This window comes from Myceligenerans cantabricum (genome assembly GCF_054777735.1).
In genome coordinates this window covers 212,674-237,725 of the sequence record NZ_BAAHAJ010000013.1, presented here as the reverse complement: position 1 = coordinate 237,725, position 25,052 = coordinate 212,674, and the positions used below count along the sequence as shown (strand labels likewise).

Genomic DNA, 25,052 nt, shown 5'->3' with positions numbered 1-25,052 from the left:
CATCCCGAGCGGGCGAGTGACGTGGCACGTCGACCCCGCAGCAACCCGCGGGCCCTCGCGCGTCAGCGCGAGTCCCGGACCAGGGTGCTCACGCCACGACCGATGGGAGGACTGCCATGAGCAACCCCGAACCTGGCGCCGCCGCGAGCTCCGGTCCGCAGCCGGACGCACGCCCCGCCGCCGGCTACGCCGGAGACATCGACCCGCAGCAGGCCTGGGAGCTCCTGGACAGCGAGCCGGACGCCGTCCTGGTGGACGTGCGCACCGAGGGCGAGTGGCGGACCATCGGCGTCCCCGACGCGGGCTCGCTCGGCAAGCAGGTCGTGTTCGCCGAGTGGGTGCACGCCGACGGCCGCCCCAACCCCGGGTTCCTGGAGGAGCTGAAGGCCGGCGTCGGCGGCGGTGCCCCCGTCGTGTTCCTCTGCCGGTCCGGACAGCGGTCGATCGGCGCCGCGCGGCTCGCCACCAGCGCGGGCATCGCGCCGTCGTACAACGTGCTCGAGGGCTTCGAGGGCCCGGCGGGACCTGACGGCGTCCGCGACCACAACGGCTGGAAGGTCCGTGACCTGCCATGGAAGGACGCCGACGCGTGACGAGGACCGGCGCCTTCCCGCCCGGCGCGGTCCCCGGCGGCTCCGGGCGCAGGCCGCTGCCCGCCACCGCGCGGCCCAGCACGCTCGCCGTGCGCGGCGGGCACGCGCGCACCGACTTCCAGGAGACCAGCGAGGCGGTCTTCCTCACGCAGGGCTACGTGTACGACAGCGCCGCGGACGCCGAGGCCGCGTTCGCCGGCGACCTCGACCGGTTCGTCTACTCCCGCTACGGCAACCCCACGGTGCACACCTTCGAGGAGCGCCTGCGCGTCCTGGAGGGCGCGGAGGCCTGCTACGCGACGGCGACCGGGATGTCTGCGGTGTTCACCGCGCTGGCGGCGCTGGTGGAGTCGGGGTCGCGGATCGTCACCGCACGGGCGCTGTTCGGGTCGAGCGTGGTGATCTTCGACGAGATCCTCGCCAAGTGGGGCGTGCGCACCGACTACGTGGACGGCCACGAGCTGTCCCAGTGGGAGGAGGCGCTGTCGACGCCGGCGGACGTCGTGTTCTTCGAGACGCCGTCGAACCCCATGCAGGACATCGTCGACGTGCGCGCCGTGGTCGGCCTCGCCCGCCGCGCCGGCGCGACCGTGGTGCTCGACAACGTGTTCGCGACGCCGCTGCTGCAGCGGCCGCTGGAGCTCGGGGCCGACGTCGTGGTCTACTCCGCGACCAAGCACATCGACGGGCAGGGGCGGGTGCTCGGCGGCGCGATCCTCGGGACCGAGGAGTTCATCACCGGCCCGGTGCAGACGCTGATCCGCAACACCGGGCCGTCGCTGTCGCCGTTCAACGCGTGGACGCTCCTCAAGGGGCTGGAGACGCTGCCGGTGCGCGTCGCGGCGCAGACCGCGGCGGCGCTGGAGGTCGCACAGGCGCTCGAGGGGTTCGACGACGTCACCGGGGTGCGGTACCCGTTCCTCGACTCGCACCCGCAGACCGAGCTGGCGAGGTCGCAGATGTCGGCCGGCGGGACCGTGGTGACGTTCGACCTGGCGGTCCCCCCGGGGACCGACGCCGACGGTGCGAAGAAGCGCACGTTCACCTTCCTCGACGCACTACGCATCATCGACATCTCGAACAACCTCGGCGACGCGAAGTCCATGGTCACGCACCCCGCGACGACGACCCACCGCAAGCTGGGCGCGGAAGGCCGCGCGGCGGTGGGCATCTCCGGGACGACCGTCCGCCTCTCGGTGGGCCTGGAGGACACCCGGGACCTCGTCGACGACGTCGCCCAGGCCCTCGCCGCAGGCTGACGCCGGCCGCGAGGCGGAGGCGGCGTACGGAGCCGGGGCGCGTAGCGTGGGGGTGTGAGGACCGTGACGCCGTTCGTGTCGATGCTGCGCGCCGACAACCCGGGACCGATGACGCTCGACGGGACCCGGTCCTACGTGCTGCGGGCGCCCGGGGCGGAGCGCTGCGTGGTGGTCGATCCGGGCCCGGACCTGGACGGCCACCTCGACGCGCTGGCCGCGGCCGGGCCGGTCGAGCTCGTGCTGGTCACGCACCGGCACCCGGACCACACCGCCGGGTCGGCCGCCCTGCGAGAGCGGACGGGGGCACCGGTGCGGGCCCGGGACCCCGAGTTCTGTCTCGGCGGGGAGCCGCTGCACGGGGGCGAGCTCCTGCGGGCGGCAGGGCTGCGGATCGAGGTGCTGGCGACGCCCGGGCACACGGGGGACTCGGTGTCGTTCGTGGTCGGCGGACCGGGTGCGGAGACCGTCGTGCTCACCGGGGACACCGTGCTCGGCCAGGGGACCTCGGTCATCGCCGGGCCGGACGGCTCGCTGCGGGACTATCTCGAGAGCCTCGACACGCTCGACTCCGTGGGGGCGGAGACGCTCGGGCTGCCCGCGCACGGCGAGCCGATCCCGGACCTCGCGGCGGCGGTGCGGATGTATCGCGCGCACCGGATCGAGCGCCTGGAACAGGTGCGAGGCGCGCTGGCCCAGCTCGGGGTGCCCGGCGACGGCCACGGCGCGGAGCTGTCCGAGCTGGCGGACGCCGTCGTGGGGATCGTCTACGCCGACGTCGACCCGAGCGTGCTCGGCGCGGCCCGGCAGAGCGTCACGGCACAGCTGCACTATCTGCGCGGGGACTAGCGGCGCGAGCGGGCCCTGATGCGGTGGGCTCAGAGGTCCTTGCCGTAGCAGCGCTGCTTCTCGTCGGCCGCGAACCTCCCGTAGTCCGGGATCCGCCCGTAGCCGAGCTTCTGGTAGAGCGCGATCGCCTCGGGCTGTGCCGTGCCCGTCTCCAGGACGAGCCGCGCCAGACCCGCGTCGCGGGCACCCCGTTCGAGCTCGTCCATGATGCGCACGGACAGGCCCTGGCGCCGGAAGCCGGGCGCGACGAAGACGCGCTTGACCTCTCCGGTCGCGGGCGGGTGCACGCCGCCGACGTAGTCGTCGGCCCCGGACGCGTCGCGGACGCTGCCGCCCGCGGCGACGGCACCGTCGACCCGCAGCACCACCGTCACGGCGATCGTGGCGGGGTCGATGTACTCCTTGGCGTCCTCGTCACCACCGTAGCGCTCGCCGAGCTCGGCGACCGCCGCGAGGCGCAGCGCGACCGCGTCCTCGTGCTCGAACGGCACCCGCTCGACCGCGACCTGCGCGACAGCGGCGTCGCGTGTCCCGGTCGTCACGCCCCGACCAGCGACGTCAGAACCGAACGGAAGAACTGCAGGCCGTCGGTCCCCCCGCGCGGACCGCTCTCGCCGGCCGGGCCGAAGCCGGGCTCGACGGCGTGCTCCGGGTGCGGCATCAGCCCCACCACGTTGCCCTCCTCGTTGGTGATCCCGGCGATGTCGCGGCGCGAGCCGTTCGGGTTCCAGCCGTCGTAGCGGAACACTACGCGACCCTCTCCTTCGAGGCGGTCGAGGGTGGTGTCGTCGGCGACGAACTGGCCGTCCTGGTTCTTCAGCGGGATCGTGATCTGCTGGCCCGTGGCGAACTCGTTGGTCCACGCCGTGTTGGCGTTGGTGACCACGAGGGTCTGCTCGCGGCAGACGAAGTGCAGGTGGTCGTTCTTGATCATCGAGCCGGGCAGCAGGTGCGCCTCGGTGAGGACCTGGAAACCGTTGCAGATGCCCAGCACCGGCATACCGCCGTGCGCGGCGTCGACCACGGACGACATGGCCGGGGCGAACCGGCTGATCGCGCCGGCCCGCAGGTAGTCGCCGTAGGAGAAGCCACCGGGGAGCACGACGGCGTCCACGCCCCGCAGGTCCGCGTCCGCGTGCCAGAGCGCGACGGGCTCGCCGCCGGCGAGGCGGATCGCGCGCGCGGCATCGCGGTCGTCGAGCGTGCCCGGGAAGGTGATGACGCCGATGCGTGCGCTGTTCAGCGTGCTCACGCCGGAGCTCCGGCGCCCTCGGTGACCGGCGCGGCCGGTGACTCCGAGGCATCGGTCACGGCCACGACGTCCTCGATGACCGGGTTGGACAGCACTTCCTCGGCCGCCTTGCGCGCCTGCGCGAGGATCTCGGGCGTGACCTCACCGTCGACCTCCAGCTCGAAACGCTTGCCCTGGCGGACCCCGCTGAACTGCGTGTAACCGAGGCGCGGCAGCGCTCCGACCACGGCCTTGCCCTGGGGGTCCAGGATCTCGGGCTTGGGCATGACCTCGACGACGACGCGTCCCACACGGGCTCCTTGAGATACGAGGGAATTCCGGGCCGAGTCTAACGGGGAGGCAGGCGGGGCGGAGGCCTCGTCCGTGGACCGCGGTATGAGGTGCGCCACCGGGCGTCAGTCGACGGCATCACCCAGCAGGGCCGCCTGCGGAGGGACCTCGGCCAGGGTGTCGTCCCCCTCACGGCCCAGGACCATCAGCACCCCGACCATACGGGCCCGCACCCCGGCGTCGTCCGTGACCGTGGTCGCCCGGGCGCGGACCCAGATCTGACGGCCGCCCGCCGTCATGAGCCGGTGCTCCAGGTCGAGGGGCACGCACTCCCCCGCGAGCTGCTTCGCGATCGCCGACCGGACCGAGCGCTGGTCGTCCGGGTGGACGCGGCTGGTCCACTCCTCGATGCCCGCGCCGATCTCGTCGTCGGCCAGGCCGAGCAGCGATTTCCACGTGTGCGAGTAGTACACGTGGCCGGTGGTGATGTCCCAGTCCCACGTCCCCTCCAGCGCGACCTCCTCGACGAGCCGGTAGCGCACCTGGCCGGCACGCAGGTCGAGGGCGAGCGCCCGCTCGCGCGCGGCCATGTCGGCCAGCGCGGCCCGCTGCGTGCGGAGCGACACGAGCCGGGCCTCCCGGTCGAGCGCGACCGCGAGCATGGCCGCCCAGTGGTCGAACTTGTCGCGGGCGCTGGTGGCGTGGGTGTCGATGGCGCCGCCGATGAGCAGCAGCCCCCAGTCGCTCGTGTCGAAGGTGACGGGGATGACGAACGCCATGCCGTCGGCGGAGTCCAGCAGAGCCCGCGTCGGGAACTGCGCGACCGGGAGCTTCGTGCCGACCAGCGCCCTGGCCTGCGGCGACGTCGCCGTCGTGCCCACCACGGTGAGCTCGCGCGCGGGGTCGGACGCCGTGCCGGCCGGCGGCCGCGGGGCCGGTCCGTCGATCTCCCCGGCGTACTCGGGCAGGCCCGGCCGGGGAACGTCGTCGGGCACGGGCGGGTGGGCGAGACGCTCGGCGGCGTCCGACCACAGCGCGAGCGTGGCCGGGCCGCGGTGCCCCTTGGGGAGCCAGCGCAGGGTGCGGATGGTGGGCGCGTCCGCGTGCAGGAGGCCGAGGTCGAGCTCGTACTGCTCGCCGATCGTGCGTTCGAGGCGACCCGCCCGCGCCAGCAGGGTCTGGGTGCAGCCCGTGCTGACCGCGACGATGACGTCGGTGATGGCACGTGCCACCGCCCGGCGCCGCGCCGTCGGCCCCGGTTCGCCGGGTGCGCGCGACCCGCCCTTGCGGGCCTTGGCCAGCTCCTCCTCGACCGAGCGGAGCGCCGGGACGAGCTGTTCGAGCGCTTCCGGGTGCGGCCGGAGCGCGCGGGTGATGTCCGCGAGCGAGGCGAGCGCGTCGGCGTCGGGCAGGAGCGCGAGCGCGTCGGCGCTGCGCACGATCCGCTGCACGCTGCGCATCCACGCCTCGGTGCCGGGAGTGGAACCCGCGCCGTCGAGCACGATCTCCGCGACGCCGGAGAGACGCGCCCACGAGGTCGCGGCCTTGTCGTCGTCCCCGCCCTGCACGGGTCCCACGCTCGCCTCCCGGCAGCCGCAGGACTCTCGGGTGATCAGGCTCGCCGCCGACAGGTGGCGGCCGCGCGGGCGCTCGCCGCGGATCTGGGCGACGAGCAGCGAGACGGAGAGCTCGCCGACACCGTCGTGGTGCGGGTCGACGGTCGCGAGGCGGGGCCGCATCCGCGCGCCGAGGTCGGAGTGGTCGAAGCCGACGACGGCCTGCCGCTTCGGCAGAGCGAGGCCGCTGACCTGCAGCATCCTGGTGAACCCGGCGGCGTTGCGGTCGGTGGCCGTGAACGTGGCGGTGGTGGGCATGCCCGCGGCCAGCGCCTCGCGCGCCGCCGCGGCCCCGGCCGCCTCCTGGTTGTCCGCGGCCTGGTAGACCCACTCGTCGCGCGGCTCGATGCCGTGGTCGCGCAGCGTGGCCCGGTACGCCTCGTACCGCTCGACGATGTCGGACTGCCGCAGACTCCCCACGAAACCGATTTCGGAGTGTCCGTGCGAGATGAGGTGCTCCACGGCCGCGCGGGTACCGCCGGCGTTGTCCGGCGCGACGGCGGGCGCCTGGGCGCCCGGCGAGTGCTCCCCGACGAGCACCATCGGCCGGTCCTCCGCGCCGAGCCGCTCGACGGTCTCCGCGTCGACAGCCGTCGCCACGACGATCAGCCCGTCCGCGGCGTCGAGCCCCACGGGCACGCCCACCGGCGGCTCCTCCGGGAACTGCGCGCGCTCCAGGTCGGCCGGGTACGTCTGCACGACGACGACGCGGTGGCCGCCGGCCCGTGCCGCACGCGAGATCCCGGCCAGGACCTTGCCGAAGTAGTGCCCTCCCACGACCGGCGACAGTACAGCCAGGGAGTACTTGCCCCTTACGGATGTCATGGTCACACCCCGTCCTCGTTGACGCTGTGCAAAGTAGGTACTGACAGGGCATGCTACGTGAATGGTCTCGACGGCGCGACCGAATCATCACGAAGATCCAGAAAACTCAGCGGGGAAGGGCGAAAATCCCGCCTCACCCCGTTCCCGGGGCAGCACACCGCGCCCGAGCGGCGGCCGACGACGGCCGACCATCGTCGACGTGGCCCGGGCGGCCGGCGTCTCCACGGCCGTGGTCTCGTACGCCCTCAACGGGCGGCGCGGGGTGGCCGAGATGACCCGGGAGCGAGTCCTGCGGGTGGCGGACGACCTCGGGTGGCGGCCCGCCACGGCCGCCCGCTCGCTGCGCGCTGGGCCGGGTGCCGCGGCGCTCGTCGTCGTGCACGACGGCGCCACCGGAACGCGCACGGGCTCGATGCTCGACCTGGTCACCGCCGCGTCCGAGGTGCTGGACACCGGCGACGTCACCATGGCGGTGCACGCGGCGAGCACCGTGGAGCAGGCCGCCCACCTGATGCGCCGCTGGTGGGCGGAGCGACGCTACGCCGGCTTCGTGGTCACAGGCCTACGGTCGGACGACGCCCGCCTCGCGGCCCTGCGCCACCTGCCCGCCCCCGTCGTCGTGGTGGACGACCTGACCGTCCCGACGCCGTCCGCCTGGCGCAGCGTCGTGCTCGACGACGCCACGGCGTTCGCGCAGGTGGGCGAGTTCCTGGCCGACCTGGGACACCGCCGGGTCGCCATGCTGACCGGGGCGGAGGGCCTGCTGGCGACGCGCCGCCGGGCCACCGCGCTCGGCGCCTCGCTCAGCGCGTCAGGAATCGATTTCGACGCGGTCTCCGGCGACGGCGTGGACCGCGCCGCGGCCGCCGTCGGCTCGCTGCTCTCGTCGGGCAGCCACCCGACCGCCGTCATCACCGACGACGACGTCACCGCGGGCATCGTGCTCGACGTGGCGCGACGACTCAACATCTCCGTGCCCTGGGACCTCTCCGTCGTCGCCGGGACCGACTCCGCGGCGTGCCGGCTCACGACGCCGTCGCTCACCGCGGTGCCGTACCCGGTCCACAGCCTCGGGACCGCCGTCGGCAAGGCGCTGCTCGGCGTGCTCCACGCCGACGAGACGAAACGGGAGAAGGCGCCCCCGTCCACGACCATCGACGCGGGCGCGCTCGTCGTCCGCGGCTCGACGGCACCCCCACCGGAGTGAATTCCTAAACGTTTCGTTAGGTGTCGGGCAAGTTGTCCCCCGGGCAACGATTCACCAGCCGCCGCAGAAAGGCCTGCGGGGGTGCGGGTGCCGCCGGCCCCACCGACCAGGAGGGCCGGCAGGCGCACGCCAAGAGAACGACCCTGGAGGGCATCGTGCAACGAGAGAAGAAGGCGCGCGCCGGCATCGCGGTCGGGGCGACAGGGGCACTGGTTGCCGCGTCGGCTCTGGTCGCCCTGGCAGCCGCGCCATCGGCGACCGCGGCCGTGGGCAATCCGTACGAGGGGGCGGCGCAGTACGTCAACCCCGACTGGAACGAGGACGTGCTGGAGGCCGCCGACATCGCCGGCGGCGCACTCGGCGACGACATGCGTGCCATCGCGAACGAGCCGACGCACGTGTGGATGGACCGCATCCAGGCGATCGAGGGCATCGACCGGCAGCACGGTCTGGAGTGGCACCTCGACCAGGCCGTCGAGCAGGCCGGCGGCAGCCCGCTGGTGTTCAACATGGTCGTCTACGACCTGCCCGGACGTGACTGCTTCGCCCTGGCGTCGAACGGCGAGCTGCCCGCCACGGACGCGGGCATGGAGCGCTACAAGACCGAGTACATCGACGCGATCGTCGAGATCCTGGACCGTCCCGAGTACGAGAACCTGCGGATCTCGGCCGTGATCGAGCCGGACTCGCTGCCGAACCTGGTGACGAACATGTCCCACCAGCCGTGCCAGGAGGCGGCGCCGTACTACCGGGAGGGCGTGCAGTACGCGCTCGACAGCCTGCACGAGGTGGGCAACGTCTACTCCTACATCGACGCGGCCCACTCGGGCTGGCTGGGCTGGCCGGACAACGCGAGCGGCAGCGCGCAGGAGTTCGCGAGCGTGGTCCAGGGCTCGACCTACGGCTGGGACGGGGTGGCGGGCTTCGTCACCAACACGGCGAACTCGACGCCGCTGGAGGAGCCCTTCCTGACTAACCCGGACCTGCAGGTCGGCAGCGGCCAGGTGCGCTCGGCGGACTACTACGAGTGGAACCCGGACTTCGACGAGATCGACTGGACCGCTGACCTGTACGACCGGATGGTCGCCCAGGGTGCGCCGTCGCGCATCGGCATGCTGATCGACACGTCCCGCAACGGCTGGGGCGGCTCCGAGCGCCCGACGTCCGCGTCGTCGTCGAGCAACCTCAACACCTATGTGGACGAGTCCCGGGTGGACCGCCGCACCCACCGCGGCGCCTGGTGCAACCCCGACGGTGCCGGCATCGGCGAGCGTCCCACCGTGTCGCCGTCCGGCTACGCGGACTCGCACCTGCACGCCTTCGTGTGGGTGAAGCCCCCGGGCGAGTCCGACGGCTCGTCGGAGGAGATCCCGAACGACGAGGGCAAGAGCCTCGACCGCATGTGCGACCCGACCTACCAGGCGGACAAGCTCGGCGGCGCCTACACCGGCGCACTGCCGAACGCCCCGCTGTCGGGCTGGTGGTTCCAGGACCAGTTCGAGATGCTCGTCGCCAACGCCTACCCGGCGATCGGCTCGGGCAACAACCCCGACCCGGACCCGACGGACGACCCGACCGACGAGCCCACCGAAGACCCGACGGACGAGCCCACGGACGACCCGACCGACGAGCCCGTCGAGGGCGCCTGCGAGGCGTCCCTCACGGTGGTCAACTCGTGGGGCGGCGGTTTCCAGGGTGAGGTGACCGTGACCGGCGGCGCCGACGGCACGACGGGCTGGACGACGACGTTCGACCTGCCGTCCGGCACCACGATCGGCAGCCTGTGGAACGCCGAGTACTCGGTCAGCGGCTCCACCGTGACGGCGTCGGACACCGGCTGGAACGGCACGCTGAGCGCGGGCCAGTCCACGACGTTCGGCTTCACCGCCAACGGGACCGCACCGACGTCGGTCCCGGTGTCCTGCTCCTGATCGGCACCTGAGAACGACGGCCGCCGGGCCGTCGGCCGGTTCATCTCCGTCCGGGGAGGTGAACCGGCCGGCGGCCCGGCGGCCGTTCCCGCTCTCCGCGGCCGGCCCGCGCGTCAGGCCGGGGCCGTCAGGGCGCCCGCCGCCGCCTCGGCAGCGATGTCCGTCCGGTGCTGCGAGCCGTCCAGGGCGATCTTCGCGACCGCTTCGTAGGCCCGGTCACGGGCAGCCCCGAGGTCCGCGCCCAGCCCGACGACCGACAGCACGCGGCCGCCCGCGGCCACCAGGGCGCCGTCGTCGGACAGGGCCGTGCCCGCGTGCAGGACGTGCACGCCGTTCAGCGCGGCGGCGGCCTCGATCCCCGTGACCGGGTCGCCCGTGCGGGTCGACGCCGGGTACCCGGCGGACGCCACCACGACCGTGACGGCGGCCTCGTCCCGCCAGCCCAGCGGCTCCAGGCCGGCGAGCCCGCCGTTCGCCGCGGCCAGCATGATCCGGCTGAGCGGCGTCACCAGCCGCGCCAGCACCGACTGTGCCTCCGGGTCACCGAAGCGGGCGTTGAACTCGACCACGCGCAGACCGCGCGACGTGAGGGCGAGCCCGCAGTAGAGGATCCCGCTGAAGGGCGTGCCGCGGCGCGCCATCTCGTCCACGGTGGGCTGCGCGACCCGCGACACCACCTCCTCCACGAGGCCCTGCGGCGCCCACGGCAGCGGGCTGTAGGCCCCCATGCCGCCGGTGTTGGGGCCCTCGTCCCCGTCGAGGGCGCGCTTGAAGTCCTGGGCGGGGGCCAGCGGGACGACGGTCGCACCGTCGCACACGCAGAAGAGCGAGACCTCGGGGCCGTCCAGGTACTCCTCGATGACCACCCGACCGGCGGCGCCCCGCGCGTCGAGCGCCGCACGCGCGTGCTCCAGCGCCGCGCCGCGGTCCTCCGTGACGACGACGCCCTTGCCCGCGGCCAGGCCGTCGTCCTTCACCACGTAGGGGGCCCCGAAGGCGTCCAGCGCGGCGGCCACCTCGCCGAGGTCGGTGCACACGTGCGCCATCGCGGTCGGCACGCCCGCGGCGGCCATGACCTCCTTGGCGAACGCCTTGCTGCCCTCCAGGCGGGCGGCCTCGCCGCCGGGCCCGAACACCGGGAAGCCCGCCTCGCGCAGCGCGTCCCCGACCCCCGCCACCAGCGGCGCCTCCGGGCCGACGACGACCAGCTCGGCGCCGATCTCCCGGGCGAGCGCGGTCACCGCGGCGGCATCCTCCGCGTCGACCGGGTGCAGCGCGGCCTCGGCCGCGATCCCCGGGTTGCCGGGCGCGGCGTGGATCTCGTGGGCCTCGCCGGACACCGCCTCCGCGGTGAGGGCGTGGACGATGGCGTGCTCACGGGCGCCGGGCCCGACGACGAGGATCTTCACGGGACTCCAGTGTAGGGACGGACCTCAGCGGCCGCGCGCGTGGATCAGGTCGTGGATCGGGATGATCGCGTCGCGGCCGGGGCCCACGCCGATCGCGGAGATCCGCGCGCCCGAGAGCTGCTCCAGCGCGTCCACGTAGGCGCGCGCGGCCGCCGGGAGGTCCTGGAGCGTGCGGGCGCCGGAGATGTCCTCCCACCAGCCGTCGAGCTCCTCGTAGACGGGCTTGGCGTGGTGGAACGCCGTCTGGTCGGTCGGCATCTCGTCGTACCGGACGCCGTCGACGTCGTACGCGACGCAGACCGGGACCTTCTCGAGGCCGGTCAGCACGTCGAGCTTGGTCACCACGAGGTCGGTGAGGCCGTTCACGCGGGAGGCGTAGCGGGCGATGACGGCGTCGTACCAGCCGCAGCGGCGCGCACGGCCGGTGGTGGTGCCGTACTCGTGGCCGGCCTTGGCGAGGAACGCGCCGTTGTCGTCGAAGAGCTCCGTGGGGAACGGGCCCTCGCCGACGCGCGTCGTGTACGCCTTGATGACGCCGATCACCGAGTCGATCCGCGTGGGCCCGACGCCGGCCCCGGTGACCGCCCCGCCTGCCGTCGCGTTGCTGCTGGTGACGAACGGGTAGGTGCCGTGATCGATGTCGAGCATGGTGGCCTGCCCTGCCTCGAACAGGACGTTCTTGCCCTCGTCGAGGGCGTCGTTCAGCACCACCGCCGTGTCCGTGACCATGGGGCGGAGCCGGTCGGCGTGCTTGAGCAGCTCCGCCACCGTCTCGTCCACGTCCACGGCACGGCGGTTGTAGACCTTCACGAGCAGGTGGTTCTTCTGGTCCAGGGCGCCCTCGATCTTGGCGCGCAGGATCTTCTCGTCGAACAGGTCCCACATCCGCAGGCCCACGCGGCTGATCTTGTCCGAGTAGGCGGGGCCGATGCCGCGGCCGGTGGTCCCGATCCGGCGCTTGCCGAGGAACCGCTCGGTCACCTTGTCGATCGTGCGGTGGTACGGCGCGATGACGTGGGCGCTGCCGGAGACGAGCAGGCGCGAGACGTCCACGCCACGCTCCGCCAGCGCGTCGAGCTCGGAGAAGAGCACCTCGATGTCCACCACGACGCCGTTCGCGATCACCGGCGTGACGCCCGGCGACAGGATGCCGGACGGCAGCAGGTGCAGCGCGTACTTCTCGTCGCCGACGACGACGGTGTGGCCGGCGTTGTTCCCGCCGTTGAACTTCACGACATGGTCGACACGCGAACCCAGGAGATCCGTCGCCTTTCCCTTGCCCTCATCGCCCCACTGGGCACCGACGAGCACCACGCCTGGCATGGATTCCCACCTTCTCGGGAGTTTGTTGAGCGACCGCAGTTTACCCGTGGCCGCCGACGAGGGTCCGCACCTCGTCGGGCGAGGTGCCGGAGTCCACCAGGAACTGGCCGCAGCGGTCCCGCTCCTCGGTCTCGCCGATGCGGTCCGCCGCGTCGGACAGGGCCAGCAGCGCCCGGAGGAAGCCCTGGTTGGGGGCGTGCGCCGCGGGAACGGGACCCTGGCCGCGCCAGCCGGCACGGCGCAGCGCGTCCAGGCCGCGGTGGTACCCGGTGCGGGCGAAGGCGTAGGCCTCGACGCCGTTGCCCGCCGCGAGGGCGCGCTCGGCCAGCACGGCCCAGGCCAGGGACGACGCAGGGTGGTCCGCCGCGACACCGGCGGGGTCGTCGCCGGCCGCGAGGCGGGTCAGGACGTCGGGGAAGTCATCGGGCAGCTCGGTCGCGGCAGGACCCGCGAGCAGGTTGTCATGGCTCATGAGGACATTCTCCTCCCCCGCCCGGACCACTGTTCCAAATTTCCCGAAAGGATCCGATCCGGGTGAATCCTTCCACTCAGCCGGTGGGATTCGCGATCTGTGGTTACTCTCGTGAGCATGATCGAGATCGCGACGTCACCGACGACGACGACTCTCGTGATCGCCGGAGAACTCGACCTTCAGGAACGGGACCAGTTCCCTGGCATCGCGGCGCGTGTCGTCGGCCTGCGCCGTCAACTGCTTGTCATCGACATGTGCCGGGTGACCTTCATGGACTCCACCGGCGCGGCCTTCCTCATCTCGCTCGCGGACTCGGGCGCGAAGCGCGGTGGCGCGACCGTGATCCGGGGTGCCGACGAGCGGGACCTCTTCGTCCTGGAGGTGTGCGGCGCGATGGACCTCTTCCGCATCGACAACGAGCACCGCTGCGAACCCGCCACGCCGGCGACGGGGTTCCATGTCGTCACGCCCCGGATGATTGCCACGGACAGGACCGACCGCCGCGCGATGTGACGCGCGGCCGCCGGCCCCTCAGCTCGCTGCCAGGTCCTCGTCGACGATCTCCAGCAGGTCGCCGATCCGCGTCACCTCGAGCAGGAACCGCACCGTGGGCGGCGCGCGGAGCACCCGGACCTTGTGCGGGCTCCGACTGGCCAGGCGTGCCAGGAATGCCACACCGGACGAGTCCATGAAGGTCACATGATGTGCATCGATCTCCACCGGGAGCCGCGACCCCTCGGCCTCGCTGATCGCGTTCTGCAGCTCGCCGGCGATCTTCGCGTCGATCTCTCCGGCGAGGACGAGCCGGGAACGCTGGTCCACGGTCAGCACGTGGACGCTCGCCGGCTCACCCAGATCGGGGTGAGCAAGGTCACCATGCTGCGGCCGGGACTGCGGGGGGGCCGTCTGGCCGCTCGGGTCCGCGCCGTCGGGCACGCTGGTCGAGTCGTTTCGGTCGTCCTGCACGGTTCTCCTTCCGAGGCGATCGGCCGCGGTACACGCGTTCGGCTGGGGCTGCCATCGGCTCTGGTGCGTCGTAGAGATAATAGAGGTTGGGCGTTCGCCTCTCGGACTGTCCCAATCTACGGTTGAATGTCCTGTCGGAACAGAGGCAACGCAAAGATTGTCGAAAGGGGGGTGTGATGATAGGCAACTTGTCCTGGTCGGTCCCCCCTGACGGCCCCGGTCGACGTCGCACACCCCACTCTCCCTCGCAGTCGGCGCAGCAGCCCCCGGAGCAGCCGGACCGGCCCGCGCAGCAGCCCGCCCCCGACGACGACGCCGAGCTTCTCGCCGCACCCCCTCGGACGGACCCGCCGCAAGCACGTCGTCCGCTGCCCCCGTCCGTCGGCGACCTCGTCCTGCGGGGCGCCACGAGCGTCGGCATCCCCGTCTTCCTCACCGGTGCGTTCGAGGACGACCTCCCGCTGCTGTGGGCGAACGAGGCGTTCGAGAAGTACGCGGACGTGCGGTTCGCCGAGATCGCCGGGCACGCGCTGACCGTGCTGGGCGAGCGGCTCGGCGCACCGGAGGACTCCGCGAAGATCCGGACGCACCTGGCCGCGGGCGAAGAGGTGCAGACCATGGTCCGCTCCACGCTGCGCGGCGGCGTCGCGGGCTGGGCACAGCTCACGCTGACCCCGGCCCGCGCGGCGCACGACGACCGCGTGACGCACTGGATCGGGGTGAGCGTCGACGTCTCCGAGCACATGGAGCGCCAGGCGGTGCAGCTCGCCAACCTCACCATGGAGAACCGGCAGCGCGAGGACGGCGACCTCGTCGCGCAGACCACGGAGCTGCTCGCCGACCTCGAGTACCCGTACGTGCTGCGCGACATCGCCGAGCTCCTCGGCCACGTCGTGAAGTGGGCCGGCTTCTACGTGAACGACGACGGCCTGAAGCCCGCCGAGGGCATCGACGTCGGCAACCCGCCGTCGGGCCGGGGGCGCCGGCACGCCAGGTACGTCGCCGGGGACGACCAGCCGCGCAAGGGGCCGCACCGTGGCGTCCAGGACCAGCTCGGCGACACGACGTCCACGGGCGACACGACGACGGTCGTGCCGGGCCGTCTCCTGGAGGTGGTCGACAACGTCCAGAACCTCCTCGACGGGCAGGGCGACGAGCCCGTCACCCTGCACCTCGACATCCCGCACGCGCAGTACTCGGCGTCCGGCTGGCTGCAGCGGGAGCTCAGCCGCCGCCTGGCGGACGAGATGGGCGGCGTGCCCCGGAGCGTCGTCGTCCATCCCGTGGCGGGCCGGAAGAGCACCCTCGGCCTGCTGGTGGTCTGGCTCGACGACGACGCCACGAACGACGTCCTGCTCTACGAGGGCACCGACGAGTCCGAGGAGGTGCGCGGCGTCCTCGAGGTCGTCGCGCGCCGGGCCGGGAACGCCATCGACAACGCTCGCCTGTACGCGCGCGAGCACCGGCTCGCCGAGACCCTGCAGCGCGCCATGCTGCCGGAGCAGGCGGACGTGCCGGGCATCGACGTGTGGACCTACTACGCCCCCAACGCGGAGCATGCCCAGGTGGGCGGCGACTGGTACGACATCCTGCCGATCTCCACGGACATGGTCGGTCTCGTCATCGGCGACGTCGTCGGGCACGACGTCGAGGCGGCCGCCACGATGGGGCAGCTGCGGTCGGTCGTGCGGTCCTACGCGTTCGAGCTGTCCGCGCCGGGACACGTGCTGGAGAAGGTCGACCAGCTCGTGGCGGGCATGGGCATCCCCCGCTCGGCGAGCATGGTGTACGCCGCGCTGCGCAAGAACGAGGACGGCCCGCAGTCGATCGAGTACTCCCGGGCCGGACACCTCCCGCCGCTGCTGCTGCGCGCCGGCAAGGTGTTCACGCTGGACCAGGGCGGCGGCGCGCTGATCGGCTTCGGGTCACGGGAACGCACCACCGGGAAGCGCGAGCTGAAGCCCGGCGACACCTTGCTCTTCTACACGGACGGCCTGATCGAACGGCGGGACCGGCCGCTGCGCCAAGGCCTCGACGAACTGCTGAAGACCGCCGCGGCGATCCAGGCGAAGGATGCGGCGGGTGTCGGCGAGGAGCTGCTGGCGCGGCTGGCCGACAAGCCGGAGGACGACGTCGCGATCGTCGTGGTCCGCGTGCCCGATCCTGAGGGGGACCGCGCCCAGCCGACCCTGTCGCCGCGGTGGCGGCGCTGGATGCTGCCGAGCGAGCCGTCGTCCATCGGGCGGGCGCGGCACGCGGTGCTGCGGACGTGCCAGGCGTGGGGGATCGAGGAGTCGGCACAGGCCGAGCTCGTCGTGTCGGAGCTCGTCGCGAACGGCGTGCTGCACGGCTGGGGGCACATCGCGCTGCGGCTCTACGACACCGGAGAGGGGCTGCGGATCGAGGTCGAGGACTCCAACCCCGCGCCGCCGGTCGCGACGGACGGCCACCCGAACCGCCTGGGCGGCTTCGGCATGCAGATCGTGGACCGCCTGGCCGAGTGGGGCTGGCGTCCGTCCGGGACGGGAAAGCTGGTCTGGGCAAAGCTCCGCGACCAGGCGAAGTAGCCTCACCCGGCCGCGGAGCCCGAGGATCACTACATCTTGGTGCCGGCGCTGCGGAGCCGCTGGCAGGCCTCGACGATGCGGGTGGCCATGCCGGCCTCGGCGGCCTTGCCCCAGGCGCGCGGGTCGTAGGCCTTCTTGTTGCCGACCTCGCCGTCCACCTTCAGGACGCCGTCGTAGTTCTTGAAGAAGTGGTCGGCCACCGGACGGCTGAACGCGTACTGCGTGTCCGTGTCGATGTTCATCTTGATGACGCCGTTGTCGACCGCCTCGGCGATCTCCGCCTCGGTCGAGCCCGAGCCACCGTGGAACACGAGGTCGAACGGGTTCTCCTGGCCGATCTCGTCGCCGACGGCCTTCTGGATGTCGGCGAGGATCGACGGGCGCAGCTTGACCGCGCCCGGCTTGTAGACACCGTGCACGTTGCCGAAGGTGAGCGCCGTCAGGTAGCGGCCCTTCTCACCGGCACCGAGCGCCTTGACCGTGGCCAGGCCGTCGGCGGGCGTCGTGTACAGCTTCTCGTTGATCTCGGCCTCGTGGCCGTCCTCCTCGCCGCCCACGACGCCGACCTCGATCTCGAGGATCGTCCTCGCGGCCACCGACAGCTCGAGGAGCTCGGCGGAGATGACGAGGTTCTCGTCCAGCGGGACCGTCGAGCCGTCGTACATGTGCGACTGGAAGGTCGGGTTCTGGCCGTTCTTGACCTGCTCCGCCTCGATGGCGAGCAGCGGCTTCACCCAGGACTCGAGGTTCTCCTTGACGCAGTGGTCGGTGTGGATCGCGATGTTCACCGAGTAGTTCTTCGCGACCTCGGTGGCGTAGGCCGCGAGGGCGAGCGAGCCGGCGATCCTGTCCTTGATCGTGGCGCCCGAGGCGTACTCGCCGCCACCGACCGACACCTGGATGATCCCGTCCGACTCGGCCTCGGCGAAGCCACGGAGGGCAGCGGTGATGGTCTGCGACGACGTGATGTTGACCGCTGGGTAGGCGAACTTGCCGGCCTTGGCCCGGTCGATCATCTCGCCGTAGACCTCAGGGGTTGCGATGGGCATCTGCTCCAGCTCCAAGTAACTCGTGGTGTGGGCGGCCGTCGCTTCCAAGTCAGGATCCGCCCGGGTATGCACCCACGATCCTATGCGCGCGGGCACGGTGCGGTCCTGACGTTCCACGACAAGAACCCGCGGCACGGTTTGCGCTCACGGCGCAGTCACCGGGTCACAGCCACCGGGTCACAGCCACCGCGCGGCCCAGGCGTGCACGGCGATCGCCGCCGCGGCCCCGGCGTTGATCGACCGCGTGGAGCCGTGCTGGGTGATGTGCAGGACGACGTCGCTCGCCGCCTGCGCCTCGGGGGTCAGGCCGGTGGACTCCTGGCCGAACAGCAGCACGCAGCGCTGCGGCAGGACGTGCCCCTCGAGAGGGACGGAGCCGGGGACGTTGTCGATCCCGACGATCGGGACCCCGGCGGCCCAGGCGGCCAGCGCCGCCGCGTCCGGGTGGTGGTGGACGTGCAGGTAGCGGTCGGTGACCATGGCCCCGCGGCGGTTCCAGCGGCGGCGTCCCACCACGTGCACGCCCGCGGCGTTGAAGGCGTTGGCCGTGCGCACCACGGACCCGATGTTCAGGTCGTGCGCCCAGTTCTCGATGGCGACGTGCAGCCGCCGGTCGGCCGGGCGGCGGGCGTCCATGTCCGCGACGATCGCCTCGACGGTCCAGTACCGGTAGTGGTCCGCGACGTTCCGCCGGTCCCCCTCGGCGAGCAGCTCGGGGTCGTAGCGAGGGTCGGGGCGCACCCCGCCGGCGTCGTCGTCCGCCGTGGGCCACGCCGCCGGACCGCCGGGCCACGGCCCGACGCCGACGGCGGGCGTGCCACCGGGCTCAGCTGTCACGGCTCACCCGGGACTCCCAGAGGATCGCGAGGAGCACGACGCCCGCCCCGGCCACGGCGAGCAGCACCGGCCCGGCCACGGAGCCCGTCGGGGCGAGCAGCGCGCTGGACTCCGACTGCCACGGCCAGAGCGAGCGCAGCGAACCCAGCATGAGGCCGGCGAGCACCGCCATCGTGCCCTGGCGGCGGTGGTGCAGCAGCCACTGCAGCACCTTGACGAAGCTGCCCAGGCCCACCACGGCGCCCAGGGCGAAGGCGCCGACGAACGCGAGGTCCCGGTCCTCGATCGCGTGCTGCACCGGGACGTACAGCCCCATCACGAGCAGCAGGAAGGAACCGGAGACCCCCGGGAGCACGAGCGCGTTGATCGCGATGGCCGCGCCGAGGACGACGTACCAGAGCTGCGGCTCGCCGACCTCGGCCTCGGGCAGCCCGGTCAGCACGAACGCCACGACGGCGGCGACGGCGAACAGCACGCCGTCGAGCGCGCCGAACCGGCGCGGCATCATGCGCAGCGGCACCGCGATGCTGACGGCGATCATGCCGAAGAACACCGCGTGCGTCGGCACCGGGTTCGACTCCAGGAGCGGGGCGATGAGCCGGAGCGACAGCAGCAGCACCACGACCATGCCGATCAGCACCGGCACCAGGAGCGGCCAGTTGATCTCCTTCAGCGCACGCAGCCCCGGGCCGGCGCCACGTCCCCGGGCGATGCCGGTGACCAGCTCCCGGCCCGCGTGCACGAGCGCGCTCGCGGCGTCGATCAGGTGGTCGTACAGGCCGATGACGAGCGCGACGGTACCGCCCGAGATGCCTGGCACGGACTCGGCGGCGCCGACGAGACCGCCGCGCACGGCGTTCAGGGGGGCGGACGACCACGACGCGCGCCCGCTGGGCGAGGAGGCGTGGCGGGGCGACGTGGCGTCGTGCTGGGTAGTCACGACAGGCAGCGTACTGGCAGGTGCGACACTCAGATCTTCTCGAAGCCCATCCCGGGGAGGTCGATGTCGCCGCCCTGCTCGAACGTGGGCTGGCCCTTCTCGAGCGGGATCGTCAGGCGGGAGACCTCGACGAGGCGGTTCGACAGCTGCGAGAGGTTCTCCGCGCTCGTCCGCCCCGAGGTCCAGAGCAGCACCGACGGGCCGTCCACGCGGATCCGGGTGGTCTGGTAGTCGGGCAGCATCAGCATCGACATGAAGCGGGGGTCAAGCACCCGGCGGGCGAAGCCGTCGTCGGACGCGCGGACCCGCCAGGCGTCGTCGAACGCCGGGTTGCCCAGCTGCACGTCCTGACCGCCGAAAGCCTTCTGGAGCTTGTCCTTCCAGCCCTCGGGCGTGAGCTCCAGGCGTGGCTCGGACGGTTCCTCGTCCAGCGCGACCACATGGGCGAAACGCTTGCGGGAGATCTTGGACTCGGCGGTGCCCGTCCGCCAGCTGTGGGTGAACGAGATCATCCGGTAGCCCGACACCTCGCCGTACAGCAGGTCGGTGGCGGGCTGCGGCACGCCCTGCAGGAACGGCCCGCCCTTCCAGCGCCCGGACAGCGCCAGGTCGGAGGCGTTCTCCACGCGCTCCCAGCCGTTCATGTCCGCCCACTCGGCGATGTCCTTCACGCGTCGGCGATCGCGCAACGGCCGGGTGACCAGGATGCCTCCGACAAGGACCACGGCGACGGCCAGAAATAGGACAAAAGGCTCCATGCCAGTAAATGTACAGTCAAGCAGAGCCCATGTCCTCGCCTGCGGCGAGATCCGTGCAGGTTCTTCACGTACAGCGCTTTCTCCTGTGGGACCTCGACAAACGCGTCCCGCCCGGCTCAGGCCAGGCCGAGGTCCTTCAGGCCGATCGGGAAGTGGTACTCCAGGCCCAGCGCCTCGATCTTCTCCCGGGCGCCCGTGTCGCGGTCGACCAGCGTGGCGACGCCGGCCACCTCCGCGCCGTCGGCCCGCACGGCCTCGACGGCCTGGAGCAGGGAGCCGCCCGTGGTGGTCGTGTCGTCGACGACGACGACGCGGCGCCCCTCGATCCCCGGCCCCTCGACGCGCCGGCCCGTGCCGTGCGACTTGGCCTCCTTGCGGATCACGAAGGCGTCCAGGTCCTGCCCGCGGGACGCCGCGGCGTGCAGCAGCGCCGCCGCGACCGGGTCCGCCCCCATCGTGAGGCCGCCCACGGCGTCCACGTCGGCCGTGCCGAGCCCGGCCTCCTCCAGATGGTCCAGCAGCACGTGCCCGATCAGCGGTGCGGCACGGTGGTGCAGCGAGACGCGGCGCAGGTCGACGTAGTAGTCCGCCTCGCGTCCGGAGCTCAGGGTCACCCTCCCGTGCACGACGGCGAGCTCCTTGATGAGCTCGATCAGCTGTTCGCGGGGAGTGGGGGAGAAGTCAGCGCTCACGGGAGCAAGGGTACGGGGCGGTCAGCGGACCTTGCCCGCCGCCCGCACCGCCCAGCGCGGGGCCGTCCGCAGGAGGGCCGACGCCACCTTGTAGCGCAGGGTCGGCGTGGAGATCACCACGCCACGGCGCACGTCCGCGAGCGCCTGCTTGACGACGGGCGGGGCGTCGAGCCAGCCCCAGCTCGGGATCGCCGTCTCCCTCAGGCCGGCCCGCGCGTGGAACTCGGTGTGCGTGAAGCCGGGGCACAGGACCGTGGCGGTGACGCGGGTGCCCCTCAGGTCGACGGCGAGGCCCTCGGTGAAGGTGCGCACGTAGGCCTTCGCGGCGGCGTAGGTGCCGCCGGCGGTGAGGGCGGCGACGGAGGCGACGTTGAGGATGGCACCGCGGTCGCGGGCGACCATCTGCCGCGCGGCGGCGTGGCTGAGCCGCACCACGGCGCGGACCATGACGTCGATGCCGCGCATCTCGGTGGTGGCGCGACCGCGCGTGAAGTCGCCCGAGGTCGCGAAGCCCGCGTTGTTCACCAGGAGCCCGACGGCGGGCGGCCCGTCCTCCTCGCCCGTGGCCGACAGGCGTTCGGCGACCCGTTCGACGTCGTCGGCGACCGACAGGTCCGCGGGGAGCACCTCCACGCCGACGCCCGTCACGGCGCGGATGTTCTCCGCCACCTGGTCCAGCCGCTCCCTGTTGCGCGCCACCAGCACCAGGTCGTGCTGCGCCGCGGCGAGCTGCCAGGCGAACTCCAGTCCGAGGCCGGCGGAGGCGCCGGTGATCAGTGCGGTACCCATGAGACGCAGCCTAGGGGCAGCGGACGCGGAGCGGTGCCACGGAGGCGATCTACGACGGGGTGGTCAGGGGGTCGGGTACGGGGTGGACCGGGCCCGACGCGGCGTCGTACGCGAAGCCCTCGCGGGCCCAGTACTCGAAGCCGCCGAGCATCTCCTTGACCCGGTAGCCCTGCGTCGCGAGCTCGTGCGCCGCCTTGGTCGCGCCGTTGCAGCCGGGGCCCCAGCAGTACACGACGACGGGCTTGTCGCGGGGGATGATCCGGCCGGCACGCCGCCGGATCTTGCCGCCCGGCAGGTGGACGGCGCCGGGGAGGTGCCCGGCGTCCCACGCCTCGGGGGTGCGGACGTCGACGAGCGTGAAGTCTGCCCGGCCGTTCGCGAGCGCGGCGTGGACGTCGGCGACGTCGGTCTCGACGGCGAGGCGGGCAGCGAGGTGCGCGACGGCCGCCGTGGTGTCCGGGGTGTTCTCGGGGGCGGGGTCCCGGGTGATCGTCATGGGTCGATCCTCACCGGACGACGACGGCCGCGGAAGGGGCAGGAACGACCGGTACCGCTAAGATCCTGCCATGGACGCCGTCGCCGCTCCGTCCCGCCCGCACCGGGTGGCCGCACTGGTCACCGAGGGCATGGCCCCGTTCGAGCTGGGCTCCGTGATCGAGGTGTTCGGGCTGCCGCGACCGGAGATCGACGGCCCCTGGTACGCGCTCGACGTGTGCAGCGACCAGCCGGCGACGCCGCTGCGCATGACCGGCGGGTTCACGCTGTCGGCCGAGCACGGCCTGGACGTGCTCGCCGCTGCCGACACGGTGATCGTCCCCGCCGTCGTCGACCCGCGTTCCGGGCCCGGGGACGACGTCGTGCAAGCGCTCCGGACCGCCCACGCCCGCGGGGCGCGGGTCGTGTCCATCTGCTCCGGAGCGTTCGCGCTCGCGGCGGCCGGGCTGCTGGACAGTCGCGAGGCGACGACGCACTGGCAGTACGCGAGCCTCCTCGCGGAGCGCTTCCCTGCCGTGTCGCTGCGCCCCGACGTGTTGTACGTCGACCACGGCGACGTCCTGACCAGCGCGGGCAGCGCTGCCGGGCTCGACCTGTGCCTGCACCTGGTACGCAGCGACCACGGGGCCGCCACGGCCAACACGGTGGCGCGCCGCCTGGTCGTCCCACCGCACCGGGAGGGCGGCCAGGCGCAGTTCATCGAGGCGCCGGTGCTTCCGGCCGGGAAGCGGGACGCGGTGGGCGAGGTGCTCGCCTGGGCCCTCGACCATCTGACGGAGCCCCTGACGGTGGACGCGCTCGCACGCCGCGCGCACCTCGCGCCGCGCACGTTCGCGCGGCACTTCGTGCGACGCACCGGGACGTCGCCGATCCGCTGGCTCGTCACCCAGCGCGTGCGGGCGAGCCTCCCGCTGCTGGAGGCCGGAGAGTCGGTGACGCGGACGGCCTCGCTCGTCGGGTTCGACAGCCCGGTGACGTTCCGCCATCACTTCACCCGCGCGATGGGGACCAGTCCGGCCGGTTATCGGAGGACGTTTCACGGGTAGGCACGGAGGCGGGTCTGGCTCGTCTCTCCGTGGCCGCGTCCTCTTCACCAGTTGCGCTCGGGAGCGCCTTTGGGGTGCTTATCTGCGCAGATAGCGCTGATGCGATCGGTTATCCACAGATTCGATTTCCCCATAGTGGTAGGCGCGGCTCTTGCATATCATCGAACACATCAGCCGAACGGGCCGGCATGAGGCCAGGTCATCGACGAGGGGGTGGTCCCGATGCGTGCTGAGAGAGCAGTCATGGGTGGGTCCCGCCTGGCGGAGGAGCTGGACGGCCTCGCCTCGGGCGTCGAGCTGGCCGCCGCGCTGCAGGAGCTGACCGGCCGGGAGCCGGCGGGCGCCCCTGACGTGGACGATGCCAGGACCGATGGCGTTGCTGCAGGCGGCACGCCGCTGCTCGATGCCCTGGCCGACGACGGGCTGCGGACCGTCGTCGCCGCGTGGGAACGCGTCGCCTCGTGGGTCCGGGCCGCGCAGGCGCGGGTCGCCGCGGAGCTGATGGCGCGCACGGACGGTCCGCTGTCGCGGGACTCGGTGGCGGGCGAGATCGCCGGCGAGCTGCACGTCACCACCGGGGAGGCGTGGCAGATCGCGGCGCGCGGCGAAGGCACCGGCCGCTACCCGGACCTGAGCCGGGCCCTGGCCGCCGGGCGCATCGACGCCAAGAAGGCCGACACGTTCCTGCGTGCGGGAGCAGACCTGACCGTTCCCGAGCGCGGTGCGGCGATCGCCGAGCTCCTTCCGGCGGCGCCCCGGCGCACGTGGCGGTGGATCAGCGAGCAGATGAACGCGCGTGCTGCCACGCTGCACGGCAGGAAGGCCCGGCGACGCGACGTGATCGACCGCTGCAACGTCTGGGCCGAGCAGGCCGGGCCCGGCCGCGGGCGCATCGTCGCGGACCTTCCGGTCACCGATGCCGCCATGACGTTCAACGCCGTCCAGGCTGCCGCCAAGGCGCTGAAAGACATCCCGGGCGAGACCAGGCCCCTGGGCGCGCTGCGCGCCGCCGCGTTCACCGCCCTGGTCACCGGACGCATCGTGCTGCCCTGCCCCGTCGACCAGCTCACCGACCTCCACGATCCAGCCGTCGACGAGCTGCCGGGGCTCGTCGAGCCGGTGCTCGACACGGACCTGGTGCCGGTCCCCGACGGCCCGCACGACCTCCGGCTGACCACGCCCGCACCAGCACCTGAGCTCGCCCGCGCCCCCGAGACGGAGGCCGGGCCCGGAACGCGTCTGCGCGTCATCGACGTGCCCGCGACCGTGCACGTGACCCTTCCGGCCACCATGCTGCTGGATCCGGACGACGTGACCCCGGGGATCCTGGAAGGCATCGGCCCCATCCCTGCCGACGACGCCGCACGCATCGCCGCCGACAGCACCTGGCGCCGTCTGCTGACCGACCCCGAGACCGGCATCCTGACCGACTACTCCACCCGCACCTACGCCCCCGGAGCCACGCTGCGCACGGCCGTGACCACACGCGACCAGACGTGCAGGTTCCCCGGCTGCCACCGCCCGGCCACCACGGGCGCCAGAGCATCCGCCGACCTGGACCACATCGAGCCGTACCGCAGGAACCGCCCGCACCGCTCGAGCGAACCCGGGCAGACCCGCGCAGCCAACCTCCACCCGCTGTGCAGGAAGCACCACAACCTCAAGACCCACGCCAGCTGGCAGGTGGCTCGTGACCCCGAGACCGGGGTCACGCGCTGGACCGCACCCACCCGCACCACCGACATCGTCGAACCCACCATCGTCGACCCCGTCCTGCGCTACGGTCTGGCCCACGGTATGACGCTGGCCGCGCCTCCCGACCGATCGACGACGACGCCGCCGCCTCCGACAGGAGGAGGACCCCCGGCAGTCGGCCCACCACCGTTCTGAGATCCCGTGAGCCACGTAAC

Annotated in this window: 24 protein-coding genes; 9 read left to right on the top strand and 15 right to left on the bottom strand. The window is 72.7% G+C overall.

Going from position 1 to position 25,052, the window contains the following annotated elements:
* Nucleotides 1–116 precede the first annotated feature (116 nt).
* From ACYU96_RS18215 to ACYU96_RS18205, 3 genes are all read left to right on the top strand, one after another.
* Nucleotides 117–593, top strand: a complete 477-nt coding sequence (locus ACYU96_RS18215) for a rhodanese-like domain-containing protein (RefSeq protein WP_460756740.1) — start codon at nt 117–119, stop codon at nt 591–593.
* A complete protein-coding gene (locus ACYU96_RS18210) occupies nt 590–1,852 on the top strand; it encodes an O-succinylhomoserine sulfhydrylase (protein WP_460756737.1) in 1,263 nt (420 codons plus the stop codon). The genes ACYU96_RS18215 and ACYU96_RS18210 overlap by 4 nt, the downstream gene beginning before the upstream one ends.
* A gap of 81 nt (nt 1,853–1,933) precedes the next feature.
* Nucleotides 1,934–2,698: an MBL fold metallo-hydrolase gene (locus tag ACYU96_RS18205; protein WP_460757065.1), complete on the top strand. Its 765-nt coding sequence runs from the start codon at nt 1,934–1,936 to the stop codon at nt 2,696–2,698.
* A 29-nt stretch (nt 2,699–2,727) separates the two neighbouring features.
* On the opposite strand, the gene ACYU96_RS18200 is transcribed toward ACYU96_RS18205, so the two are convergent.
* The 4 genes from ACYU96_RS18200 to ACYU96_RS18185 all read right to left on the bottom strand — a co-directional run bounded on the left by ACYU96_RS18200 (nt 2,728) and on the right by ACYU96_RS18185 (nt 6,661).
* Entirely contained in the window at nt 2,728–3,240 is a 513-nt protein-coding gene (locus tag ACYU96_RS18200; protein WP_460756735.1) for a GNAT family N-acetyltransferase, read from the bottom strand.
* Nucleotides 3,237–3,950 carry a phosphoribosylformylglycinamidine synthase subunit PurQ gene (gene purQ, locus ACYU96_RS18195; RefSeq protein ID WP_460756733.1) on the bottom strand — a complete coding sequence of 238 codons (714 nt, stop codon included), beginning with the start codon at nt 3,948–3,950 and terminating at the stop codon, nt 3,237–3,239. Before purQ ends, ACYU96_RS18200 begins: the two co-directional genes overlap by 4 nt.
* Entirely contained in the window at nt 3,947–4,240 is a 294-nt protein-coding gene (gene purS, locus ACYU96_RS18190; RefSeq protein WP_460756730.1) for a phosphoribosylformylglycinamidine synthase subunit PurS, read from the bottom strand. Before purS ends, purQ begins: the two co-directional genes overlap by 4 nt.
* 105 nt (nt 4,241–4,345) lie before the next feature.
* Entirely contained in the window at nt 4,346–6,661 is a 2,316-nt protein-coding gene (locus ACYU96_RS18185; RefSeq protein WP_460756728.1) for a substrate-binding domain-containing protein, read from the bottom strand.
* 199 nt (nt 6,662–6,860) lie between these two features.
* On the opposite strand from ACYU96_RS18185, the gene ACYU96_RS18180 reads away from it, so the two are divergent.
* Both ACYU96_RS18180 and ACYU96_RS18175 read left to right on the top strand, forming a co-directional pair.
* Complete coding sequence (locus ACYU96_RS18180; protein ID WP_460756725.1) at nt 6,861–7,868, top strand: LacI family DNA-binding transcriptional regulator; 1,008 nt, start codon at nt 6,861–6,863, stop codon at nt 7,866–7,868.
* A 155-nt stretch (nt 7,869–8,023) separates the two neighbouring features.
* Nucleotides 8,024–9,799 carry a glycoside hydrolase family 6 protein gene (locus tag ACYU96_RS18175; protein ID WP_460756723.1) on the top strand — a complete coding sequence of 592 codons (1,776 nt, stop codon included), beginning with the start codon at nt 8,024–8,026 and terminating at the stop codon, nt 9,797–9,799.
* A gap of 113 nt (nt 9,800–9,912) precedes the next feature.
* On the opposite strand, the gene purD is transcribed toward ACYU96_RS18175, so the two are convergent.
* Genes purD through ACYU96_RS18160 form a run of 3 tightly spaced genes read right to left on the bottom strand, consistent with a single transcriptional unit; the run spans nt 9,913 to nt 13,003 of the window.
* Nucleotides 9,913–11,208, bottom strand: coding sequence for a phosphoribosylamine--glycine ligase (gene purD / locus ACYU96_RS18170; protein ID WP_460756720.1), 1,296 nt, complete (start codon nt 11,206–11,208; stop codon nt 9,913–9,915).
* 24 nt (nt 11,209–11,232) lie between these two features.
* Complete coding sequence (locus ACYU96_RS18165) at nt 11,233–12,531, bottom strand: adenylosuccinate synthase (protein WP_460756718.1); 1,299 nt, start codon at nt 12,529–12,531, stop codon at nt 11,233–11,235.
* A 40-nt stretch (nt 12,532–12,571) separates the two neighbouring features.
* Entirely contained in the window at nt 12,572–13,003 is a 432-nt protein-coding gene (locus ACYU96_RS18160) for a DUF3151 domain-containing protein (RefSeq protein WP_460756716.1), read from the bottom strand.
* A gap of 117 nt (nt 13,004–13,120) precedes the next feature.
* Between ACYU96_RS18160 and ACYU96_RS18155 the strand changes: the two genes are divergently transcribed.
* The gene (locus ACYU96_RS18155; protein ID WP_460756713.1) at nt 13,121–13,516 is read left to right on the top strand and encodes an STAS domain-containing protein; all 396 of its coding nucleotides are present in this window, start codon (nt 13,121–13,123) and stop codon (nt 13,514–13,516) included.
* An 18-nt stretch (nt 13,517–13,534) separates the two neighbouring features.
* On the opposite strand, the gene ACYU96_RS18150 is transcribed toward ACYU96_RS18155, so the two are convergent.
* Nucleotides 13,535–13,969 (bottom strand): STAS domain-containing protein, encoded by a 435-nt coding sequence (locus tag ACYU96_RS18150; protein WP_460756710.1) that lies wholly within the window; start codon nt 13,967–13,969, stop codon nt 13,535–13,537.
* Nucleotides 13,970–14,145: 176 nt separating this feature from the next.
* Here ACYU96_RS18150 and ACYU96_RS18145 point away from each other — a divergent pair, with 176 nt between their 5' ends.
* A complete protein-coding gene (locus tag ACYU96_RS18145; protein ID WP_460756708.1) occupies nt 14,146–16,536 on the top strand; it encodes an ATP-binding SpoIIE family protein phosphatase in 2,391 nt (796 codons plus the stop codon).
* 29 nt (nt 16,537–16,565) lie between these two features.
* Here the strand turns inward: ACYU96_RS18145 and fbaA are convergent, their stop codons facing one another.
* From fbaA to ACYU96_RS18110, 7 genes are all read right to left on the bottom strand, one after another.
* Nucleotides 16,566–17,585 carry a class II fructose-bisphosphate aldolase gene (fbaA, locus tag ACYU96_RS18140; protein ID WP_460756705.1) on the bottom strand — a complete coding sequence of 340 codons (1,020 nt, stop codon included), beginning with the start codon at nt 17,583–17,585 and terminating at the stop codon, nt 16,566–16,568.
* Nucleotides 17,586–17,762: 177 nt separating this feature from the next.
* Nucleotides 17,763–18,422, bottom strand: coding sequence for a TrmH family RNA methyltransferase (locus tag ACYU96_RS18135; RefSeq protein WP_460756703.1), 660 nt, complete (start codon nt 18,420–18,422; stop codon nt 17,763–17,765).
* Complete coding sequence (locus ACYU96_RS18130) at nt 18,412–19,362, bottom strand: DUF368 domain-containing protein (protein ID WP_460756700.1); 951 nt, start codon at nt 19,360–19,362, stop codon at nt 18,412–18,414. The genes ACYU96_RS18135 and ACYU96_RS18130 overlap by 11 nt, the downstream gene beginning before the upstream one ends.
* 29 nt (nt 19,363–19,391) lie before the next feature.
* Nucleotides 19,392–20,120 (bottom strand): hypothetical protein, encoded by a 729-nt coding sequence (locus tag ACYU96_RS18125; RefSeq protein ID WP_460756697.1) that lies wholly within the window; start codon nt 20,118–20,120, stop codon nt 19,392–19,394.
* 116 nt (nt 20,121–20,236) lie between these two features.
* Complete coding sequence (pyrE, locus tag ACYU96_RS18120) at nt 20,237–20,812, bottom strand: orotate phosphoribosyltransferase (protein WP_460756695.1); 576 nt, start codon at nt 20,810–20,812, stop codon at nt 20,237–20,239.
* Between the two features lie 21 nt (nt 20,813–20,833).
* Nucleotides 20,834–21,601 carry an SDR family NAD(P)-dependent oxidoreductase gene (locus tag ACYU96_RS18115; protein WP_460756692.1) on the bottom strand — a complete coding sequence of 256 codons (768 nt, stop codon included), beginning with the start codon at nt 21,599–21,601 and terminating at the stop codon, nt 20,834–20,836.
* Between the two features lie 49 nt (nt 21,602–21,650).
* Nucleotides 21,651–22,097, bottom strand: coding sequence for a rhodanese-like domain-containing protein (locus ACYU96_RS18110; RefSeq protein ID WP_460756690.1), 447 nt, complete (start codon nt 22,095–22,097; stop codon nt 21,651–21,653).
* A 70-nt stretch (nt 22,098–22,167) separates the two neighbouring features.
* Here ACYU96_RS18110 and ACYU96_RS18105 point away from each other — a divergent pair, with 70 nt between their 5' ends.
* Entirely contained in the window at nt 22,168–23,142 is a 975-nt protein-coding gene (locus ACYU96_RS18105) for a helix-turn-helix domain-containing protein (protein ID WP_460756687.1), read from the top strand.
* A gap of 243 nt (nt 23,143–23,385) precedes the next feature.
* Entirely contained in the window at nt 23,386–25,032 is a 1,647-nt protein-coding gene (locus ACYU96_RS18100; RefSeq protein ID WP_460756685.1) for an HNH endonuclease signature motif containing protein, read from the top strand.
* Nucleotides 25,033–25,052 lie beyond the last annotated feature (20 nt).

Excerpts from the sequence above, each read along its gene's own strand:
- ACYU96_RS18215 (WP_460756740.1), top strand. The coding sequence starts at position 117 with ATGAGCAACCCCGAACCTGGCGCCGCCGCGAGCTCCGGTCCGCAGCCG.
- ACYU96_RS18205 (WP_460757065.1), top strand. The coding sequence starts at position 1,934 with ATGCTGCGCGCCGACAACCCGGGACCGATGACGCTCGACGGGACCCGG.
- ACYU96_RS18185 (WP_460756728.1), bottom strand. The coding sequence starts at position 6,661 with ATGACATCCGTAAGGGGCAAGTACTCCCTGGCTGTACTGTCGCCGGTC.
- ACYU96_RS18165 (WP_460756718.1), bottom strand. The coding sequence starts at position 12,531 with ATGCCAGGCGTGGTGCTCGTCGGTGCCCAGTGGGGCGATGAGGGCAAG.
- ACYU96_RS18160 (WP_460756716.1), bottom strand. The coding sequence starts at position 13,003 with ATGAGCCATGACAACCTGCTCGCGGGTCCTGCCGCGACCGAGCTGCCC.
- ACYU96_RS18155 (WP_460756713.1), top strand. The coding sequence starts at position 13,121 with ATGATCGAGATCGCGACGTCACCGACGACGACGACTCTCGTGATCGCC.
- ACYU96_RS18145 (WP_460756708.1), top strand. The coding sequence starts at position 14,146 with ATGATAGGCAACTTGTCCTGGTCGGTCCCCCCTGACGGCCCCGGTCGA.
- fbaA (WP_460756705.1), bottom strand. The coding sequence starts at position 17,585 with ATGCCCATCGCAACCCCTGAGGTCTACGGCGAGATGATCGACCGGGCC.
- ACYU96_RS18125 (WP_460756697.1), bottom strand. The coding sequence starts at position 20,120 with ATGGAGCCTTTTGTCCTATTTCTGGCCGTCGCCGTGGTCCTTGTCGGA.
- ACYU96_RS18115 (WP_460756692.1), bottom strand. The coding sequence starts at position 21,601 with ATGGGTACCGCACTGATCACCGGCGCCTCCGCCGGCCTCGGACTGGAG.
- ACYU96_RS18110 (WP_460756690.1), bottom strand. The coding sequence starts at position 22,097 with ATGACGATCACCCGGGACCCCGCCCCCGAGAACACCCCGGACACCACG.
- ACYU96_RS18105 (WP_460756687.1), top strand. The coding sequence starts at position 22,168 with ATGGACGCCGTCGCCGCTCCGTCCCGCCCGCACCGGGTGGCCGCACTG.
- ACYU96_RS18100 (WP_460756685.1), top strand. The coding sequence starts at position 23,386 with ATGGGTGGGTCCCGCCTGGCGGAGGAGCTGGACGGCCTCGCCTCGGGC.